We start from the raw sequence: 17,772 nt of genomic DNA, 5'->3' as shown, positions 1-17,772 counted from the left end.
ACCCGCGCCTCGTCCACGCCTCGTTCACGGCGACGATCCGGAACGCAGGGCGCGTGCGGTGACCAGGACGTGCTCGATCTCCACCGGGGTCGGCCAGGGGGCGCCGCCGGGGCGCAACAGCGTGGCCCGTACGGACGCCAGGTGCTCGATCGCGCCCGACGGCAGCCCGCTCCGCTCGGTCAGCCACGCCGTGACGTCGGTGTGGTCGCGCAGCGGCCGGGTGACGAGATCCCAGGTGCCGAGGATCTCGGTCAGGTCGGCGACCCTCAGGGGGGCGCCGCCCCGCCGGGCGACGGCGGCCGCGGCCAGCTCGGCGCGGGCGACGAGCTCGGGTTCGGTGGTCCGGCTCCACGGGGGAGAAGGCGGATCGGACAGCCACCGCTCCGCCTCGCGGGAGAAGCCCGCGGCCGACAGCAGCGCGGCCAGCTCGACCGCGGCCCGGTGGTGTCCCGCCTGTGCCGCCTGGCGGAACCAGTGCTGCCCGCCCTGCAGGTCGCTGTGCTCGGCGATGAGCAGCAGGCCGAAATTGAAGGCCGCCTCCGGGTCGCCCCCCGCCGCGGCCCGGCTGAACCAGTGGCCGGCCCCCCGCGCGTCGCTCATCTCCACGCACACGAACCCGGCCGTCCGCTGGTCGTCGATCCTGCCGGTGCAGGCCGCCCGCTCGAACCAGGCGCGCGCGGTGCGCAGGTCTCCGAGGGACAGCGCGATCCCGCCGAGCTGGGACGCGGCGCCGGGGTGCTCGTTCCTGGCGGCCAGCCGGAAGAACGTCTCCGCCCCCTCGGGGTCGCGGTTGGCCTGCAGGAACAGCCCGAGGTGGTAGGCCGCGTCGGCATGGCCGCTCCGGGCGGCCAGCTCCCACCAGCGCAGCGTCTCGTCCTCCTCGCCGGAGGCGTAGGCGAGGAATCCGAGGTCGTGGGCCGAGGCCAGGTCGCCGTCCATCGCGGCCCTGCGGTGCCACTCCCCGGCTGCCTTCACCTCGCCGCCGTCCTCGCAGAGCAGCGCGAGCCGCCTGGTCGCCGCGCGGGAACCCGCCCCGGCCGCCGTCTCGAACCACCGCCGGGCGGCGGGGACGTCGCCGTGCTGGTCCAGCAGGAGGGTCGCCAGGTTCACCGCGGCCTCGACGTCTCCGGCGTTCGCCGCCAGCTCGTACCATCGCGCGGCCTCCGCGGGAGTGCCGTGCTTCTCGTGCCAGATCCCCAGGTTGTAGGCGCTGTCGAGGTTTCCCGCGGCCGCCGCGCGCTCCCACCAGTGCCGTGCCGCCGAGCGGTCGCCCCGCTGCGCGAAGTGGCGGCCCAGCTGGTGGGCGGCCTGCACGTCACCGCCGTGCGCGGCGAGCAGCAGCGCCGTCTCGCCGTCCGTGTCGTTCTCGTGCTCGGTGCTCCGGGGGGTGGGTATCAGCCCCGCGGTCGCCTCCGGGTCGTCAGGCCACCACCCCATGTCACCCTCCTCGCCGACGTCGCGCAGCCGACAGGTCACAGGGTGACACGTAACCGCCCGGTGGCGGAGGGTAATCGCGACTTCCGTCCGCCGGTCCGCCGTCGATCCGCCCGCCGATCCGATCGTCGTGCCCGGCCCGGTGTCCCGTCGCCCGGATCCCGATGCTCAGACGAAGCGCACGAACCCCACGTACATGCCCATCGAGCAGACGTAGCGCAGGGAACCCGGCTCTCGCGCGCCCAGCCGTACCGTGGCGGGCAGTGCCACGTCGCGGCCGTCGATCGTGAGCGTCCGGGTGCAGCCGGGGACGCCCTCGAGACGGAAGACGAGGTCGGTGGGAACTCCCGCGTGGGCGGTCACCACGCCCGGCCGGTAGCCGTGGCCGGTGGCCCGGACCTCGACCCGCTGGACGCCGCCGGCGCGGACGGCCGTTCCCGCCGGGACGGCCGCGGTATCGCCCCCCTGATCGTCCGCCGCCGTCCCCGTCCTCCCCGCCGGGGCGCCCATCGGCCGTGCCGGGCCGTCCGCCGCCGTCGCCGGGCCGCCGGACCCGGGGAGCCACCCCCCGAGACTCAGCCCCGAGGAGATCGTCCACAGGCCCGCCGCCAGCGCGACGACCCCCGCCAGCGCCGCCAGCCTGGTCGTCGCGGCCCGCCGCAGGACCAGCCCGAGCAGGGCGAACGCGGGAGCCGTCCCCGTCACGAAGCCCGCCATCACCGCGGCCCCGCCCAGCGCCGACCCGCTGGAGACCGCCACCATCTCGGTGCTGAGCGTCACCCCGCACGGCAGCAGGATCGTCGCGGCACCGAGCGCCAGCGCCCTGGGCGCGGGGGCGGCGATCCCGGACACGCCGCCGCGCCGGGACGCACGCCCGCCCGGCGGGGCGTCCGGGCGGCATCCGTCCTCCGGTTCGCGGCCGAACATGCGGATTCCGAAGAACACGACCGCGATCCCGGCCGCGACGAGCAGCGCGGCCCTGACCTGAGGACCCAGCCGCACCGCGGACCCGGCGAGCCCGAGCAGGGCTCCGGCCGCCGTGTGGGAGCCGAGGCGCCCGGCGAGGAACAGTGCGACGACTGTGGGGCCCGTGGGATCCGAGGGGCCCGCCCCGGTCCCGCCGCGCCCTCCGGAGCCGGCCGGGCGGCCGCGGGAGGTGAGCCCTCCGGAGCCGGCCGGGCGGCGGGAGGTGAGCCCGGTGAGCAGGCCGCCCTGCACGGCCGCGCACGAGGCCGTACCCGCGACCAGTCCCGCGGCGAGCCCCCCGGCGAACAGCGCGGCCGGCCCCGCGCTCAGCGGACATCCCCGATGACCATCCAGATCCCCACGGACCAAACGTAATCTCGCCGGAGGGCGACCGAAGGTGACCGAGGGTGACATTTTCTTACCGAGCGCGCACGCTGTCCTCACCGGGCGTCCAGGTTTCCGGCCTTCTTACCGGAGGTCCCGGTTTCCGGACTCCTCACCGGGCATCCGGCTTTCCGGCGGCCGGGGGCGCATCCCGGGGCGTTCCCCCAGGGCGCGCGCCGCTTCGCGCGACGAATTCCGCCGGCGGCGGCCGGGCTCATCGGCCGGCGGCGTTCAGGTTGACGAGAACCTGCCTGCCCGGTCCCGACCGGAACCGGAACATGCCCTCGTGCACGTACAGGGTGGGAGCCGGCTTGTCCCCCTGGCGCGTCGGAACCGGGAACAGCAGGCCGGTACGTCCCGTGGCGACGTCGTGCAGGGAGCTCGCCCCCCTGCCGTCGCGGCCCCTCTGGTGGAGCAGGACGAAGCGGCCCGAGTAGAGAGTCCCGCGGGCCGTCCCCGGCAGCCCGTGCCGGTCCGTGCCGTCGCGTCGCCACGCCTCTGCGCCGTTGAGGCACCACGTCACCCCGCAGTCGCTCCAGGACGTCAGCCCCGCCGGAGGGGCCGCGTCCCTGGTCTCGCCGGTGAGCACGTTCTTCAGGAACTCCATCGGGCGAACGCTGGGACGCTCCGCCATCATGTCCCGCTCGGGCCGCCCGGCCCACGGCCAGTCGACCAGGTGGAAGCCTCTCGTGCCGTCGACCAGGGACGCCTTCCCGCCCGTCAGCGGAGCCCGGTGGGCGCCGCCGCCGTCGAGCGGCGACCACACGGCCATGCCGTCGGCGATGGCCAGGCCGATCCCGCTGTAGGTGTTGTCGACGAGCACGGCCGTGACCGAGGCGATCCGCCGCGGGACGCCGCCCGTGACCGGCACCGCCCATATCTCCGTCAGACGGCCGCGGAGCGTGGACCACGCCAGGTGACCGTCGCCGAAGACCAGCGGTGCGTTCATCACGTTCGGGTTCTTGAGCGGCGCGATCCGGGTGAACCTCCGCCTGCCGATGTCGTACGACCAGATCCCGTCGAGCCGGTTCCTGGTGAGCCCCCGCCCCACCACGACCCGGTCGGTGACGAACACGTCCGGGGTGAACACCCGGCCGCCGGGCCCCTTCGCCGGGATCTCGTGCACCGCGCCCGGCCACACCTGCCTGATCGGCGGTGCGAGGGAGCCGGCGCGGGGCGTCGGCCGCACCGTCGGGACCGCCGGGACCGCAGGGGAGGGCGGCGTGACCGTACGCGTTCCCACGACGGTCGCGGCCACCACGGTCACGATGGCGGCCGCCACCGCGATCGGGGCCCACCACCTGGCGCCGGACGACGTCCCGCGTGCCACGGGCAGGGCCCGGGGCCGCCCGTCGTCCCGCACGCTCCCGGCCTTGGCGGCCAGCGCGTCCCTGAGCCGGTCCTCGATCTCGGTCATGCCTTGCCTCCCAGTTCGCGTTCGAGCCGCTCCAGGGCCCTGAAGGCGGTGGACCGCACGGTGCTCTCCCTGAGGCGCGTCGCCTGGGCGATGTCGGCGTTGGACATGTCCAGGTAGTAGCGCAGGACGAGGACCTCGCGCTGCCGTCTGGGCAGCCGGCCGAGCGCGGCCAGCATCTCCTGCCGCGACTCGCCCAGCAGCGCGGCCGTCTCCGCGGAGTCCACCGGCTCTTCCGGCCGTCCCAGCACCGCCCTGGCGGCGACGCCGCGCCTGCGCAGGACCGAGCGCGAGGCGTTCAGCACGCAGACGCGGACGTATGTCAGGGTGAGCGTCCCGGGACCCTTGCCGTGCAGCCTGGAGAAGACGTCCTGTACGACGTCCTCCGCGCACTCCCGGTCCCCGACGAGCAGCACGGCCAGGCGCACCAGGGCGAGCCGGTGCTCGCGGTAGAAGCCGGCCAGTACCGCCTCGGCGTCGGGTGGCGTGGCGGGGAGAGCGACTATCTCACCGTTCATGCCCTAAGAACGCGCACCGGCCACGATTCGCTGCTTGGGACGGGCATGAGTGTTCGCGCGCCCGCCCGACCGGCCGGGGCCGCCGGGAGGGGGCGTCGACCGCAGGGGACGCGCGGACCGGCCCGCCGCCCGGCCTCCTGCTTACGGCGTGGTCCGGGTGTCCGCGAAGATCGAGGTGTCGAGGGTGAAGCCGACCGGCTCGGGGAGGTGGAGACGCGAACCCATCTCGACCCGGGTGGAGGTCCGGTACTCGCCCTCCTTGGGGTCGCTGAGGACCGTCACGGTGGCGGGCGCGGCCACGGGGTCGACGAGGAGCATCACGGGGACGCCACCGGAGGCGTAGACGGCGGGCTTGCGGTCGCGGTCGTCGACGGCGCTCCCCGGAGACACGATTTCGGCGACCATGAGAAGCCCGGAGGAGAGCAACTCGCGGGCGCCCCAGCGCGGGCAGTCGGCGGGCGCCAGGACGAAGTCGGGCTCAACCGGATCACGCGGTCCTTCTATGCAGACGTCGACGTTCCCGCTGAAACCGTCCCACTCCTTCTCCTCGATGAGCGGAAGGAGCGCGCGATACAGGCGCATCGCGATCCTGGCGTGTTCGGGGGTGCCCACCGGGCTCACTATCAGTCTCCCGTCGATGATCTCTGTCCGCAGCCCTGGAAGCTGCGGAAGCGCGTCGAAGAGCTCGCGCGCCGTTCCTGGCAGAGGCTGGGACGAGGTCTCGGGGGAGGGGCGCAGATTGGCGTGGCTCCGTCGCGATGTCATGACCATGACGATATGTCCCTTCGTGTTCTGGTGAACACGTTGAGTATCGCAAGTGGGGCGGGTGGGTGCGAGCCTTTACCGGGATACGGGGCGTCAGACCCAGCCGGGGCGGACGAGGCCGGATTCGTAGGCGATGACGACCAGCTGGGCGCGGTCGCGGGCGTGGAGTTTCATCATGGTCCGGCTGACGTGGGTCTTGGCGGTGGCGGGGCTCATGAAGAGCTCACCCGCGATCTCGTCGTTGGTCCTGCCGGTGCCGACCAGGGCGAGGACCTCGCGCTCGCGGTCGGTGAGCAGGCCGAGGTCACGGGCGTGGTGCGGCTCCTTGGCGCGGCTCGCGTACTCGGCGATGAGGCGGCGGGTCACGCCGGGGGAGAGCAGGGCGTCGCCTCCGGCCACCACCCGGACGGCCTGGATGAGCTCGGCCGGTTCGGTGTCCTTGACCAGGAAGCCGCTGGCGCCGCCGCGGAGGGCCTCGAAGACGTACTCGTCCAGCTCGAAGGTCGTCAGGATGATGATCCTCGGCCCGGCGGGCATCTCGCGGGTGGCGGTCAGCCCGTCCATGCCGGGCATGCGGATGTCCATCAGGACCACGTCCGGCTCGTGCTCGGCGACCAGCCGCAGGGCCTCCGCCCCGTCGGAGGCCTCGGCCACCACGGTCATCCCCGGCTGCGCGTCCAGCAGGGCACGGAACCCGGCCCTGACGAGGGCCTGGTCGTCGGCGAGCACGATTCTGATCATCGGGGTTCCTCCGGGATAGGCAGCCGGGCCTCGACGCGGAAGCCCCGGCCGTGGTGCGTGGCGGTCAGCGTTCCCCCCAGGGCCGAGGCCCGCTCCCGCATGCCGGGAACGCCGTTCCCGCTGCCCAGGCTCTCCCCGGGGGTGCCGCCGCCCGAGTCGGTGACCTGGACGGTCAGCGCGCGGGGGTCGTAGCCGAGCACGACCGTGACCGACGCGCCGGGGGCGTGCCGGGTGACGTTGGTGAGGGCCTCCTGCACGATGCGGTACCCGGCCCGGTCGACGCCGGGAGGCAGCGGCCCGGCCACGCCGACGATCTTCTTGGTGACCGGCAGCCCGCTGCGCTCGATGAGCTCGTCGAGCCGGTCCAGCCCGGCGGTGGGGGAGCGGGGCGCGCCGTCGCGCAGGACGTTGAGCACCGACCGCATCTCGGCCAGCACGTCCTTGGACGCCTGCTTGATCGTGGTGAGCGCGGTCCGGGCCTGCTCGGGATGCTCCTCGATGAGGTGCAGGGCGGTGGACGCCTGGACGTGGATGAGGGAGATGTTGTGCGCGAGCACGTCGTGCAGCTCCTGCGCCATGGTCAGCCGCTCCTCGCTGGCCCGCCGCCGCAGCTCCTCCTCCTCCACCCGCTCGCGCTCGGCCTGCCGTTCCCTCCTGGCCCGCGAGAACTCCGCCACCACCAGGACCAGGCCCATCAGCGCGCCCACCGTGAGGTCGTGGAACCAGCCGGCCGGGCGGACGGGGGCGAGCCAGGACGTGTAGACCACGAGGAACACGTAGGCCAGGCCCCACATCGACCAGGCCGCCCGGCGGTGGCCGCGCGCCACGGCGGTGTGCAGCGCGATGATCGGGCTGAGGAAGACCGGGCCGTAGGGGTGGCCGAGGCCGATGAAGATCGCGGTCGATCCCACCGCGACCGCCAGGCAGGCCACCGGGTGGCGGCGGCGTACGATCAGGGCCAGGGGTCCGGCCAGCACGAGCGCCCAGCCCAGCGGGTCGAGCGGGACCCTGAGCATGCCGGGGTCGTGGACCTGCCACCACTGCACGCCGCGGGTGACCATGCCCTGGAAGACCCCCGCGAACAGCGGGAGCAGGAACTCGGTCCAGCGGGGTTTGGCGTGCACGCTCAGCACTGTACGTGCGCCCGCCCGAAGCTCGCGTCCACCTCGTGAGGCATGAGGTACTACATCCCCCGCGGTAGGGAAGGGGCTGACAAGGCTCACGGGCTGAGTCAAGCTGTCTGCGGGAGGTCTCATGATCAATCGTCGATTCGCCATCCCCCTGGCGGGGATCCTGGTGGGAAGTTCCTTACTGCTCGTCCAACCCGCCGCCGCCGCTCCACAGGCGTCGCCGGTGTGGCCGCAGGCGGAGAAGAAACCCGTCGCGGAGGGGTACGGAGGCGCGGTCTCGACCGTCGACCTCGACGCCAGCAAGGTCGCGCTGGGCGTGCTGCGCGGGGGCGGCAACGCCATGGACGCGGCGGTCGCCGCGGCGGCCGCCCTGGGCGTGACCGAGCCCTACTCGGCCGGACTGGCCGGGGGCGGGTTCATCGTCTACTACGACGCGCGCCGCAAGAAGATCCACACGATCGACGGCCGGGAGACCGCGCCGAAGGCGATGGGGCCGGCCTCTCTGGAGGGCATCCCGTTCGACGAGGCCGTGACCAGCGGGCTGTCCGCGGGGGTGCCCGGCAGCGTCGCCCAGTGGGAGCTGGCGCTGCGCAGGTTCGGCACGCTCTCGCTGCGCCAGGCCCTGAAGCCCGCGATCGAGGTCGCGTCCAAGGGTTTCAAGGTCGACCAGACCTTCTACGACCAGACCGCCGCCAACGCGGCCCGTTTCAAGGACTTCACCTCCACCGCCAAGCTCTACCTGCCGGGCGGTGCCCCGCCGCCGGTCGGCTCCACCTTCCGCAACCCCGAGCTGGCCGACACCTACCGCAGGCTCGGCAGGCAGGGCGGCGAGTGGCTGTACGGCGGCTCCCTGGGCGCCGAGGTCGTGGCCACCGTCAAGAAGCCGCCGGTCACCCCGGGCTCCACCCGCAACGTGCGGCCGGGGCTGATGGAGCTGTCCGACCTGAAGGCCTACCGGGCGCTCGAACGGCCGCCCACGAAGGTGACGTACAAGGGCATGGACGTGTACGGCATGGCGCCGCCGTCCTCGGGGGGCTCGACGGTCGGCGAGGCGCTCAACATCCTCGAGGCCCTGCCGGAGGTCGGCGAGCACGAGTACCTGGAGGCCTCCAGGCTCTCCTTCGCCGACCGGGGCAGGTACGTCGGCGACATCCCGGGCGTCCCGCTTGATGAGCTGCTGTCCGACGGGTTCGCCAAGGAGCGCGCCTGCCTGATCGGCGAGCGGGCCCTGACGAGCCCGGCCGCGCCGGGCAACCCCGACGGGACGTACGGGCCGTGCGCGCCCGCGCCCTCCGCGGAGGCCACCCCGTCGGCCCCCGAGGGGCCGGAGACCACGCACCTGGTGGTCACGGACCGGTGGGGCAACGTGGTCGCCTACAACATCACCATCGAGTCGACCGGCGGCAACGGCATCGTCGTCCCCGGCCGGGGCTTCCTGCTCAACAACGAGCTGACCGACTTCACCTTCGGGCCGGCCCCGGGCGACCCGAACCTGCCCGCCCCGGGCAAGCGGCCCCGTTCCTCGATGGCGCCGACGATCGTCCTGAAGGACGGCCGGCCGCTGATCGCGCTGGGTTCCCCCGGTGGCTCGACGATCATCACCACCGTGCTGCAGATCCTGGTCAACCGCTGGGACTTCGGCATGTCGCTCCCCGAGGCGCTCGCGGCGCCCCGGGCCACCCAGCGCAACACCGCCCAGACCCAGGCCGAGCAGGGCTTCATCGACCGCTACGGCGCCGAGCTCACCGGCCGGGGCCACAGCCTCGTGCTGAACCCCGAGATCGGCGCGGCCACGGCGGTCGAGTTCCTGCGGAACGGGAAGCTCCAGGCGGTGGCGGAGCCGACCCGTCGCGGCGGCGGCAGCGCGCTGGTGGTGAGCGAGCGCAGGTAGGGTTCCCGTCCGCCGCGGCAGGCGCGGCGGCAGGCGTGATGACGGTACGAACGGATGCCGACCCCGGCGGCGCGGTCCTGACCGCGCCGCCGGGGCGTCGGCGGGGCCGGTGCGAACGTCGACGGTGGGAACGCCGGTGGCGGCGGGGAGCAGGGGAGGCGGTCAGGGGATCAGCTCGTAGGCCTCGCGTCTCGGCGTCCGGGTGCGTGCCCAGTACTCGAAGGTGAAGCCCGGCCAGAGGGTCCTGTTGACGCCGTGCTCGTCGAGATACCAGCTGTCGCAGCCGCCCCTGTTCCAGACGCGGCGGTTCAGGCGATCCTGGAGGCGGTCGTTGTGGGCGCGCTGCGCCTCGGGGCGGACGTCGAGGGCCCTGGCCTTCGTCCTGGACAGCAGGCGCAGGCAGCCCAGGACGTACCGGACCTGCGATTCGATCATGAAGACGACCGAGTTGTGGCCCAGGCCGGTGTTGGGGCCGAGCAGGAGGAACAGGTTCGGGAACCCGGCGACGGTGATGCCGTAGTAGGCCTGCACGCCGTCCTGCCAGGCGTCCTGGATCTTCCTGCCGTTCCTGCCGACGATCCGCCGCTCGTTCAGCGCGGAGGTGACCTTGAAACCGGTGCCGTAGACGAGCACGTCGATCTCGGTCTCCCTGCCGGTGGAGTCGACGATCGAGCCCTCCCTGATCTCCCGCACCTCGTCGGTGATCACTTCGACGTTGTCCCTGCCCAGCGCCGGGTAGTAGTCGCTGGAGATCAGGACGCGCTTGCAGCCGATCGTGTAGCCGGGGGTGAGCCTGGCGCGCAGCGCCGGGTCGGGGACCTGGTCGGCCAGGTGGCGCAGGGCCAGCTTCCGGTGGGCCCCCATCAGGCGCGGGTCGACGGCGAAGCCCAGCGCCCGGCTCTCCAGCGCCCAGTAGATCGCGGCGCGCAGCGCGCGGGTGGTGCCGGGCAGGCCGAGGAGCCGTCTCGCCCGGGGGGAGAAGGGGAAGTCGGGCTTGGGGTGGATCCAGGGGGGCGTGCGCTGGAAGACGTGCAGGCGGGAGACCCGCCCGGCGATCCGCGGGACGAATTGGACCGCCGACGCCCCGGTGCCGATGACCGCGACCCGCTTCCCGGTCAGGTCCACCGAGTGGTCCCATTCGGCCGAGTGGAAGGACGGGCCCGCGAAGCTCTCGCGGCCGGGGATCGCGGGCAGCGACGGCACGTGCAGCGCGCCGGTGCCCGAGACCACCGCGTTGGTGGTGAAGGTCTCGCCCCCGGCGACGTCCACCCGCCAGCGGCGCGCCGCGTCGTCGTACTCCAGCCCGGCGACCTCCGCGCCGAACCGCAGGTGGGGGCCGAGGCCGTACTTCTCGACGCAGGCCCGCAGGTAGTCGCGGATCTCGGCCTGGGGGGAGAACATCCGCGACCAGCCGGGGCCGGGCTCGTACGAGAAGGAGTACAGGGGCGAGGGGACGTCGCAGGCACAGCCGGGGTAGGTGTTGTCACGCCAGGTCCCGCCCAGGTCGCCGGCCTTCTCCAGGATGACGAAGTCGTGGTATCCGGCTTCCTTGAGCTTGATCGCCATGCCCAGCCCGGCGAAGCCGGAGCCGATGATCGTGATCCCGGGGCGCGTGCTCATCGGGCCTCCTCCGCTCCCCTCATGTTCCCATCCCCGGGAGCGCCTGGCCGTTCGGTAACGCGAAAAGCGCCGAGGGCTATGCCGTCGGCGCTGTGGACCCCCGGTCGTCAGAGCAGCAGGTACGCGGCCACGGCGACGACGACCAGCACCGCCACCACCACCGCCGCCGTGATCGGCAGGGCGAGCGACCGCTTCTCGGGAGCGGCCTCCGGGTCCTTGCGCTGGGCGAACGCACGGAACGCCTGGGTGTTGCCCGCGGGGTCAATCGGCTGAGGATCAGACATGGGGATGACTTTAGCGATACGGGATACCCTCCAACACGGATTTGTCCACTTTCACGGGAAGGATGTCCCGGCGCCCGGCCAAGGGCGGGTGCTGGGGGCCGGACCGCCGACCGGGGCGGATAGCGTGGTGCCATGCTCCGCATCCTGTTCTCCGCCCGCGTGGTGGCGCTCCACCTGCTCGCGGTCGGAGCCCTCGTCGTGTGCGGTCTGCTGGGCAGGTGGCAGCTCGGTGTCTTCGAGGAGTCCGGCAGGCCCCAGTCGCTGCTCGACCCCGCCCCCGTGGCGGTGGCCACGCTCACCGCGCCCGGAGAGCACCTGACGGCCGACAAGGTCAGCCGCCGGGTGACCGCCCAGGGCACCTTCGACGCCTCGAAGCAGCTCCTGGTGGCCGAGCGCGACGGAGGCCTGTGGCTGCTCGCGCCGCTCGACCTCGGCGACGGCACCTCCATCCCGGTCGTGCGCGGCTGGGTGGCCACGGCCGGGGACCCCGCCGTCACGGCTCCCTCCGGGGGCAGGGTGACCGTCAGCGGGCGCCTGCGGCCCTCGGAGGCCACCGACAGCGTCCAGCGCAGGGTTCGGCAGCTGCCGCCGGGACAGGTGCTGACCGTCTCGTCGGCCGAACTGATCAACGTCTGGCGGGGTACGAAGCTGCGCGACGGGTTCCTGGTCGCCGCCACCCAGTCACCGCCCCCCGAGGTCGCGGCCAGGCCGGTGAGCGTTCCCCCGCCGACCGAGCGGGGCGGGCTCACCTGGCGCAACCTCGCCTACGCCGCCCAGTGGTGGATCTTCGGGCTGTTCGCGGTCTTCATGTGGTGGCACTTCGTCCGCGACGCGCTGCGCGGCCGCACCCGGGAGCGCGACTCCGGCATCCCTTCCGCCTCCGGTTCCGGCCCTGACCGCGGCACTGACCCCGGCCCTGACCCCGGTCCCGGAGCCGCTCCCGGGGACGCCGGTCCCGGGACCGGCGCCGAGGCCGCGCCCGATCCGGGGGCCGAGCCGGAAACCCCCGCCCTACCAGCCCGCACCGCCCCGTGAACCGAACCCCAAGACCGAGGTAACCGACCGTGGAATCCGCTCTCAAGCCCTTTCGCATCCTGGCCTACGTCGTCGGTGTGATGCTGCTCGTCCTGGTCACCTGCATCGTGCTCAGGTACGGCTTCGGCATCGAGGAGCCCTCGAAGATCGTCTCTCCGATCCACGGCTTCCTCTACATGCTCTATCTCGTGGCCACGATGAACCTGGGCATGAAGGCGCGCTGGACGTGGCCGTACATCCTCGGGGTGATGCTCGCGGGCACCGTGCCGCTGCTCTCGTTCGTGTTCGAGCGCAGGGTCACCCGCCGGGTGGAATCGGAGCTCGCGACCGCCGCCGCCTGACCGGCCCGGCCCGGCCCGGCCCGGAGACGCGGGTTCGCGTGGCCGGGCCGTGCCGTGGCGCGGTGGGTGGCGCGGTGGGCGGTCACATGCCGGGTCAGCGGCCGAGACCCCGGCGACGCGAGCGCTTGAGACGCTCGCGCTGTGACGGGTCGAGCATCAGGTAGCCGACGACCGGGGCGGCGACGACGCCCAGGAAGATCAGCAGCGTCACGAAACCTGGCAGGAACAGCCACGACAGGAACACCACTGCTCCGGCGCCGATCGCGTACTTCTGGACGGGCGACATCCTCAACATCCTCCGAACGCGGGGCGGACGCCCCGTCTGTAGTTCATTCTGCGTCGCCGGTCCAACGTGTGGAGCTACCGAGGTGGTTCCAACCGAGATATATCGTGATTTTGCCTTCGGGTTTCGCTATCGAGTCAGGGCCTCAAGCGTCTTGAGCGCCTTGAGCGTCGCCACGCCGCCGGGGTCGGCGTCCGTGCCGACCGGGACCAGGGCCACCTCGTCCACGCCCGCGTCGGCGTACGCGCGCAGGCGCTCGCGGGCCGCGTCCATGTCGCCGATCAGGGCGACCGCCTCCAGCAGGCCGTCGGGGACGGCGGCCAGCAGCTCGCGGGGGTGCGGGCGGGTCCTGGCGAACGCGACCACGTCCCCGAATCCGGCCTCGGCGAACATCTCGCCGTACCCGGGCGCGGCGAGATATCCCACGACGGCGCGCCGTATCCGGTCGACCGCCTCGCGCCCGGGGTCGACCGCGGCGGTCACCCAGGCCGCCACCCTCGGTGCCGGTGCCGCACCCTGCGCCTGCGCCGGTGTCCGTGCCGTCCCCTCCCGCGCCGCCGCGCGGAGGTCGGCGGTCAGGCGGGCGGCGGAGGCGGGGGTGATCAGGTTGAGCACCATCCGGTCGGCCGTCGCGGCGGTCCGCACGGCGGAGGCGCCGAAGGCGGCCACGGTCAGCTCGGCGCGGGGCGCCGGGAGCCGGAGCCGATAGCCGCGACTCTTCACGCATTCACCTGAAAAATCGGATTTGTCGCCATCGAGCAGTGGCCTGAGCGCCCGCACCGCCTCCCGCAGCACGGCGGCCGACCGCGCCCGTGACCTGCCGTGCCACTCCTCGACGACGAGCGGGCTCGACGTGCCGACCGCCACGTTCACCGGCCTCCCGACGAGGCCCGCCACCGACGCCACCCCCATCGCGATCATCATGGGGTCCCGTACGGCCACCGCCAGCGGCCCGACGGTGAGCCCGATCCGGCCGGTGGACAGCCCGATCGCGGTGGCCAGCGCGAAGGCGTCGTAGGTGGCCATCTCGCCCACCCACAGCTCGTCGTAGCCCAGCTCGTCGGCGGCCCTCGCGGTCAGCAGGGCCTCCTCGGCCGGCCGGTCCTGCCAGAGTCCCAGGGAGACGCCCAGCCTCACGCGACACGCTCCAGCAGCACGGCGGAACCGCTGCCCGCGGCCCCGCTGACCGCGGCGACGCCGTACCGGGCCCCGCGGCGTTCGAGCTCGTCCGCGCAGGCGGCGACGAGGATGGCCCCGGTGGCGCCGAAGGCGTGGCCCATCGCGATGGTGCCGCCGTTGACGTTGAAGCGGTCCTCGCCGACCTTCAGGTCCCGCTGGAACTTCAGGCACAGCGCGGCGAACGCCTCGGCGAACTCGTAGACCTCGACGTCGTCGGGGGTGAGCCCGGCCCTGGCGATGACCCGCTCGACCGCGAGCTGGCCCGCGGTGAGCATGGTGACCGGGTCGACGGAGGAGGTCGCGGTGCCCACGATCCTGGCCCTGGGCCGCAGGCCGAGCTGCGCGCCGGCCGTCCCGGAGCCGATCAGGAGCAGGCCCGCCGCGTCGCACAGGCCGGGGGAGGTGCCCCGGGTGTGCAGGTGGCGCAGCTCGCCGACCTCGGGGCGGTGCCTGCGGACGAGGGCGTCCTGGTCGTCCTGGCCGGCGAAGGCGGGTTCCATCGCGGCGAGCGCCTCCAGGGTCACGCCCGGCCGCACGTGCTCGTCGCGCCGCAGGTCGTTGACCGGCACCAGGGAGCGGTCGTGGCGTCCGGCGGCCCACGCCTCGGCGGCCAGGGTCTGGGTGCGCAGGCCGTACGCGTCGAGTTCCTCGCGTTCGAAGCCCTCGATCGTCGCGACCAGGTCCGCCGCGGTGCCCATGTGGATCGACCCGACCCGGTCCACCACCGCGGGGTCGCTCCACAGCGGCCCGCCGTCGGAGAACATCGGCACTCGGGAGACCGACTCGACCCCTCCGGCGACCACGGTGCGGCTCTGCCCGGACTGCACGAGCGCGAAGGCCGTGCGGACCGCGTCGATGCCCGAGGTGCAGTAGCGGTTGACGGTCATGCCGGGCGCGTCGAAGCCCGAGGTCAGCGCCGCGGTCCTGGCCAGGTTGCCGCCCTGGTCGGCGTTCTGCGAGGCACAGCCGACGATCATGTCGTCCGCCCGTTCGACGCCGGTCCGCTCGCGCAGGGCGTCCAGGAGCCTCTCCAGCATGGTCAGCGGCGTCACGTCCGCCAGCCCCCCGCCGGGCCTCGCCTTGCCCCGGGGGGTTCTGACGGTCTCGTAGATGTATGTCGTCATCTGTTCCGGCTCCCGTCGGAGGTCGTACGCGGGTCTCACGTGGTCGAGCCCCTCAGCTGGTCGGCGCGTACCCAGGTGGCGTGGAAGCCGAGCGGCACCCGCTGGGGCAGGACGATCCGGGCGATCGGCCCGGCGCCCAGGTTCGCCGCGTGCAGGACCTGCACCTCGGAGGTGCCCTCGCGCTCGTCGGTGACGAAGCTGACGAGGTAGCCGTCCTCCTCGTCCGTCGCGCCGTCGCGCGGCGCGAACGGGGCCTCGCTGCCGTAGCGGTGCTCGCCGTAGTAGTACGTCTCCTTGGCACCGCTCACGTTGTCGTAGCGGACCAGGCCGTCGAAGAGGTTGGTCGCGGCGTCCTTGACCGACACGTTGTAGGCGTAGCGCGACCGCAGACCCGTCAGCCTGGCGTCCACCGAGGGGAACTCGGTGTTGTGGTCCGGGTCCACGAACCCCTCGGAGGTGCGGCCGGTGCGCAGGTCGAAGCGGTAGCGGTACATCCGCGCGTCGAGCTTGAGGTAGGAGATCATGCGGGCCAGCGGGCTGCCGCCCCCGGCGGGCGCGGGCCGGCTCACCCGGCAGACGTCCAGGACGATCTCCCCGTCCTCCTCCCAGGAGTTGACGACGTGGTAGATGTAGCAGGGTTTCGCGTCGAACCAGCGGATCTCGTGCGCCTGCCCGCGCCGGGGGATGACGCCGAAGCGCGAGGGCAGCTCCCGGTTGAACGTCAGCTTGTAGCGGCCCTGGCGGGCGGCGTCCATGTCCTGGTAGAGCGGCAGGTCCATGAGGATCGCGTGGTTCTCGGTGATCGCCATGTCGTGCGGCAGCCGCGCCCCCGGCAGCTCCAGCTCCACGCAGTGCTCGACCTGCCCGCCCGCGCCGACCACCCCGTAGCGCAGGTAGGGCCTGCGGGGCCCGTAGTCGAACCAGAACAGCTCCCCGGTCCGCTCGTCGACCTTGGGGTGGGCCATGAAGTCGCCGGTCAGCGTGTCGAGGAAGGTCTCGACGCCGAGCGTCTCCAGGCTGAGGGGGTCCATGCCGTACGGGGAGCCGCACAGGTACCAGGTGGTGAGGACCTGGCCGCGATGGAAGATCACGTCGGTGTTGGCGGAGTCCTTCAGGCCGAGCCCGCGGGTGTTGCCGAACGGGTTGCCCTTCGGGTTCTCCATCACGCCGGTCCACAGGGACCGCCCGGCCGCCGACTCGGCCTCGAACGCCCTGGTCCTGACGTAGCGGTTGCGGTAACGGGCCCTGCCGTTCTCGAAGTGCATCGCGTGCACCATGCCGTCGCCGTCGAACCAGTGGTAGCGCCCCTTCATCGGGAACCGCGCGTTGGGCCCGTTGCGCAGGTAGACGCCGTTGAGATCCTTCGGGATCTCGCCGATGACCTTGAGGTTCTCGGCCGTGATCTCGTCCTGGACCGGCGCGTAGACGCCCAGCAGGTACGGATTCGGCTCGCCCGACTCGTCCATGACCATCACAGGTTCCGCCATGCTTTGACGCTATGATAAAAGAAGTCAGCTCGTCAATGACCGTCCTCCGCCGACGCGTGGCCAGGAGGGGCGCCGAGCCGTCCGGGCGGTGCCGGGTTGGTAGTTTGGCGGTTTCGCCGGAAGTGGGAACGACCGTGCTCGCCGGAAACGGGCGCGATCATGTTGATGACGACGAACATCGCCGTGTTCGTCGAAAACGGGTACGGCCCCGCCCGCCGGTGATGAGCACGACCACGCGACCATCGGGAGGACAGGCTGTGAACGGCACTGGGCGGGAGCCGCGAGCCGAGCTCAGTGCGATCGGGCAGGCGCTGGTGATCCTGGGAGACCGGTGGGTGCTGCTGATCCTGCAGCGGGCGTTCCTGCTGCGGATCAGGACCTTCGCCGGCTGGCGCGACGCGCTGGGCATCTCCGAGTCGGTTCTCGCCGCCAGGCTCAGGGAGCTGGTCGACCACGGCATCTTCGAGCTGTCGGCGTACCGCGACGGGCGCACCCGCTACGAGTACCGGCTGACGGAGCGCGGGCTCCAGCTGTGGGCCCTGCTGGTGGCCATCCAGGCGTGGGAGCGCGACTGGGTCGATCCGGGGCGGCTCCCGCCGCTGCTGCACGAGCAGTGCGGCCAGGACGCCAAACCGTACCTGGGGTGCGGTTCCTGCCTGGAGCCGATGAGCGCGCGCGACACCCGGACCGAGCCCGGCCCGCTGGCCACGTTCTCCAGGATCGGCCCGCCGCGGCGGCACCGCCGCACGGTCCGCTCCGACGCCCCGGCCGACCTGATCGGCTACTGCCCGGCGTCGATGGAGATCCTCGGCGACCGGTGGAGCACCAGCGTGCTGGCCGGGGCGTTCCTGGGCATCCGCCGCTTCGTCGACTTCCAGTCCGGTCTCGGCATCGCGCCCTCGGTGCTCACCGACCGGCTGCGCCGCTTCGTCGAGCTGCGCGTCTTCGACGCCCGGCCCGACGGCTCGTACCGGCTCACCGACAAGGGGCTGGCCTTCTTCGAGGTCTTCGCCTTCCTGGTCGACTGGGCCCAGCGCGAGTTCCCCGCCCCCGAGGGCTCGGCCCTGTCGATCACCCACGCGCTCTGCGGCGCCACCTTCCAGCCGGTCCTGCTGTGCCGGGCGTGCGGCCGGCCGCTCCAGCGGCGCGAGGTCCGTTTCGTCCTACCGGGGTGAC

General features: G+C 72.9%; 17 protein-coding genes. 4 read left to right on the top strand and 13 right to left on the bottom strand.

Annotation, left to right across the window (positions count from 1 at the left end; translation table 11 throughout):
* Positions 1-24: 24 nt before the first annotated feature.
* The 7 genes from ACTOQ2_RS07045 to ACTOQ2_RS07015 all read right to left on the bottom strand — a co-directional run bounded on the left by ACTOQ2_RS07045 (position 25) and on the right by ACTOQ2_RS07015 (position 7,346).
* Positions 25-1,437, bottom strand: coding sequence for a tetratricopeptide repeat protein (locus ACTOQ2_RS07045; protein WP_440098902.1), 1,413 nt, complete (start codon positions 1,435-1,437; stop codon positions 25-27).
* 165 nt (positions 1,438-1,602) lie between these two features.
* Positions 1,603-2,769, bottom strand: coding sequence for an urease accessory protein UreH domain-containing protein (locus tag ACTOQ2_RS07040; protein WP_440098901.1), 1,167 nt, complete (start codon positions 2,767-2,769; stop codon positions 1,603-1,605).
* A 229-nt stretch (positions 2,770-2,998) separates the two neighbouring features.
* Positions 2,999-4,201 carry a hypothetical protein gene (locus ACTOQ2_RS07035; RefSeq protein WP_440098900.1) on the bottom strand — a complete coding sequence of 401 codons (1,203 nt, stop codon included), beginning with the start codon at positions 4,199-4,201 and terminating at the stop codon, positions 2,999-3,001.
* The gene (locus ACTOQ2_RS07030; RefSeq protein ID WP_440098899.1) at positions 4,198-4,716 is read right to left on the bottom strand and encodes an RNA polymerase sigma factor; all 519 of its coding nucleotides are present in this window, start codon (positions 4,714-4,716) and stop codon (positions 4,198-4,200) included. The genes ACTOQ2_RS07035 and ACTOQ2_RS07030 overlap by 4 nt, the downstream gene beginning before the upstream one ends.
* A gap of 141 nt (positions 4,717-4,857) precedes the next feature.
* A complete protein-coding gene (locus ACTOQ2_RS07025; RefSeq protein WP_440098898.1) occupies positions 4,858-5,481 on the bottom strand; it encodes a Uma2 family endonuclease in 624 nt (207 codons plus the stop codon).
* A gap of 93 nt (positions 5,482-5,574) precedes the next feature.
* Positions 5,575-6,222 (bottom strand): response regulator transcription factor, encoded by a 648-nt coding sequence (locus ACTOQ2_RS07020; RefSeq protein ID WP_440098896.1) that lies wholly within the window; start codon positions 6,220-6,222, stop codon positions 5,575-5,577.
* On the bottom strand, positions 6,219-7,346 hold the full coding sequence (locus tag ACTOQ2_RS07015) for a sensor histidine kinase (RefSeq protein ID WP_440098895.1): 1,128 nt from the start codon (positions 7,344-7,346) through the stop codon (positions 6,219-6,221). Before ACTOQ2_RS07015 ends, ACTOQ2_RS07020 begins: the two co-directional genes overlap by 4 nt.
* A gap of 130 nt (positions 7,347-7,476) precedes the next feature.
* Here ACTOQ2_RS07015 and ACTOQ2_RS07010 point away from each other — a divergent pair, with 130 nt between their 5' ends.
* Positions 7,477-9,243 carry a gamma-glutamyltransferase family protein gene (locus ACTOQ2_RS07010; protein ID WP_440098894.1) on the top strand — a complete coding sequence of 589 codons (1,767 nt, stop codon included), beginning with the start codon at positions 7,477-7,479 and terminating at the stop codon, positions 9,241-9,243.
* A 162-nt stretch (positions 9,244-9,405) separates the two neighbouring features.
* Here the strand turns inward: ACTOQ2_RS07010 and ACTOQ2_RS07005 are convergent, their stop codons facing one another.
* Positions 9,406-10,863 carry a flavin-containing monooxygenase gene (locus tag ACTOQ2_RS07005; protein ID WP_440098893.1) on the bottom strand — a complete coding sequence of 486 codons (1,458 nt, stop codon included), beginning with the start codon at positions 10,861-10,863 and terminating at the stop codon, positions 9,406-9,408.
* 107 nt (positions 10,864-10,970) lie between these two features.
* A complete protein-coding gene (locus tag ACTOQ2_RS07000; RefSeq protein ID WP_350971244.1) occupies positions 10,971-11,147 on the bottom strand; it encodes a hypothetical protein in 177 nt (58 codons plus the stop codon).
* A 132-nt stretch (positions 11,148-11,279) separates the two neighbouring features.
* On the opposite strand from ACTOQ2_RS07000, the gene ACTOQ2_RS06995 reads away from it, so the two are divergent.
* Positions 11,280-12,182: an SURF1 family cytochrome oxidase biogenesis protein gene (locus ACTOQ2_RS06995; RefSeq protein ID WP_440098892.1), complete on the top strand. Its 903-nt coding sequence runs from the start codon at positions 11,280-11,282 to the stop codon at positions 12,180-12,182.
* A 29-nt stretch (positions 12,183-12,211) separates the two neighbouring features.
* Complete coding sequence (locus ACTOQ2_RS06990; RefSeq protein ID WP_440098891.1) at positions 12,212-12,523, top strand: DUF3817 domain-containing protein; 312 nt, start codon at positions 12,212-12,214, stop codon at positions 12,521-12,523.
* A 94-nt stretch (positions 12,524-12,617) separates the two neighbouring features.
* Here ACTOQ2_RS06990 and ACTOQ2_RS06985 read toward each other — a convergent pair whose 3' ends face one another.
* The 4 genes from ACTOQ2_RS06985 to ACTOQ2_RS06970 all read right to left on the bottom strand — a co-directional run bounded on the left by ACTOQ2_RS06985 (position 12,618) and on the right by ACTOQ2_RS06970 (position 16,596).
* Positions 12,618-12,809 (bottom strand): hypothetical protein, encoded by a 192-nt coding sequence (locus tag ACTOQ2_RS06985; protein WP_440098890.1) that lies wholly within the window; start codon positions 12,807-12,809, stop codon positions 12,618-12,620.
* Between the two features lie 126 nt (positions 12,810-12,935).
* Positions 12,936-13,943 carry an LLM class F420-dependent oxidoreductase gene (locus ACTOQ2_RS06980; RefSeq protein WP_440098888.1) on the bottom strand — a complete coding sequence of 336 codons (1,008 nt, stop codon included), beginning with the start codon at positions 13,941-13,943 and terminating at the stop codon, positions 12,936-12,938.
* Positions 13,940-15,109: an acetyl-CoA C-acyltransferase gene (locus ACTOQ2_RS06975; RefSeq protein ID WP_440098887.1), complete on the bottom strand. Its 1,170-nt coding sequence runs from the start codon at positions 15,107-15,109 to the stop codon at positions 13,940-13,942. The genes ACTOQ2_RS06980 and ACTOQ2_RS06975 overlap by 4 nt, the downstream gene beginning before the upstream one ends.
* A 35-nt stretch (positions 15,110-15,144) precedes the next feature.
* Positions 15,145-16,596, bottom strand: coding sequence for a carotenoid oxygenase family protein (locus ACTOQ2_RS06970; protein WP_440098886.1), 1,452 nt, complete (start codon positions 16,594-16,596; stop codon positions 15,145-15,147).
* Positions 16,597-16,853: 257 nt separating this feature from the next.
* On the opposite strand from ACTOQ2_RS06970, the gene ACTOQ2_RS06965 reads away from it, so the two are divergent.
* Entirely contained in the window at positions 16,854-17,771 is a 918-nt protein-coding gene (locus ACTOQ2_RS06965; protein WP_440098885.1) for a winged helix-turn-helix transcriptional regulator, read from the top strand.
* Position 17,772: the final 1 nt, after the last annotated feature.

Origin of the sequence: Streptosporangium sp. H16 (assembly GCF_051918855.1) — a bacterium.
Classification (GTDB): Bacteria; Actinomycetota; Actinomycetes; order Streptosporangiales; family Streptosporangiaceae; genus Streptosporangium.
Note: the sequence above shows the minus strand (reverse complement) of the source record. Positions and strands in the feature narration are given on the sequence as shown.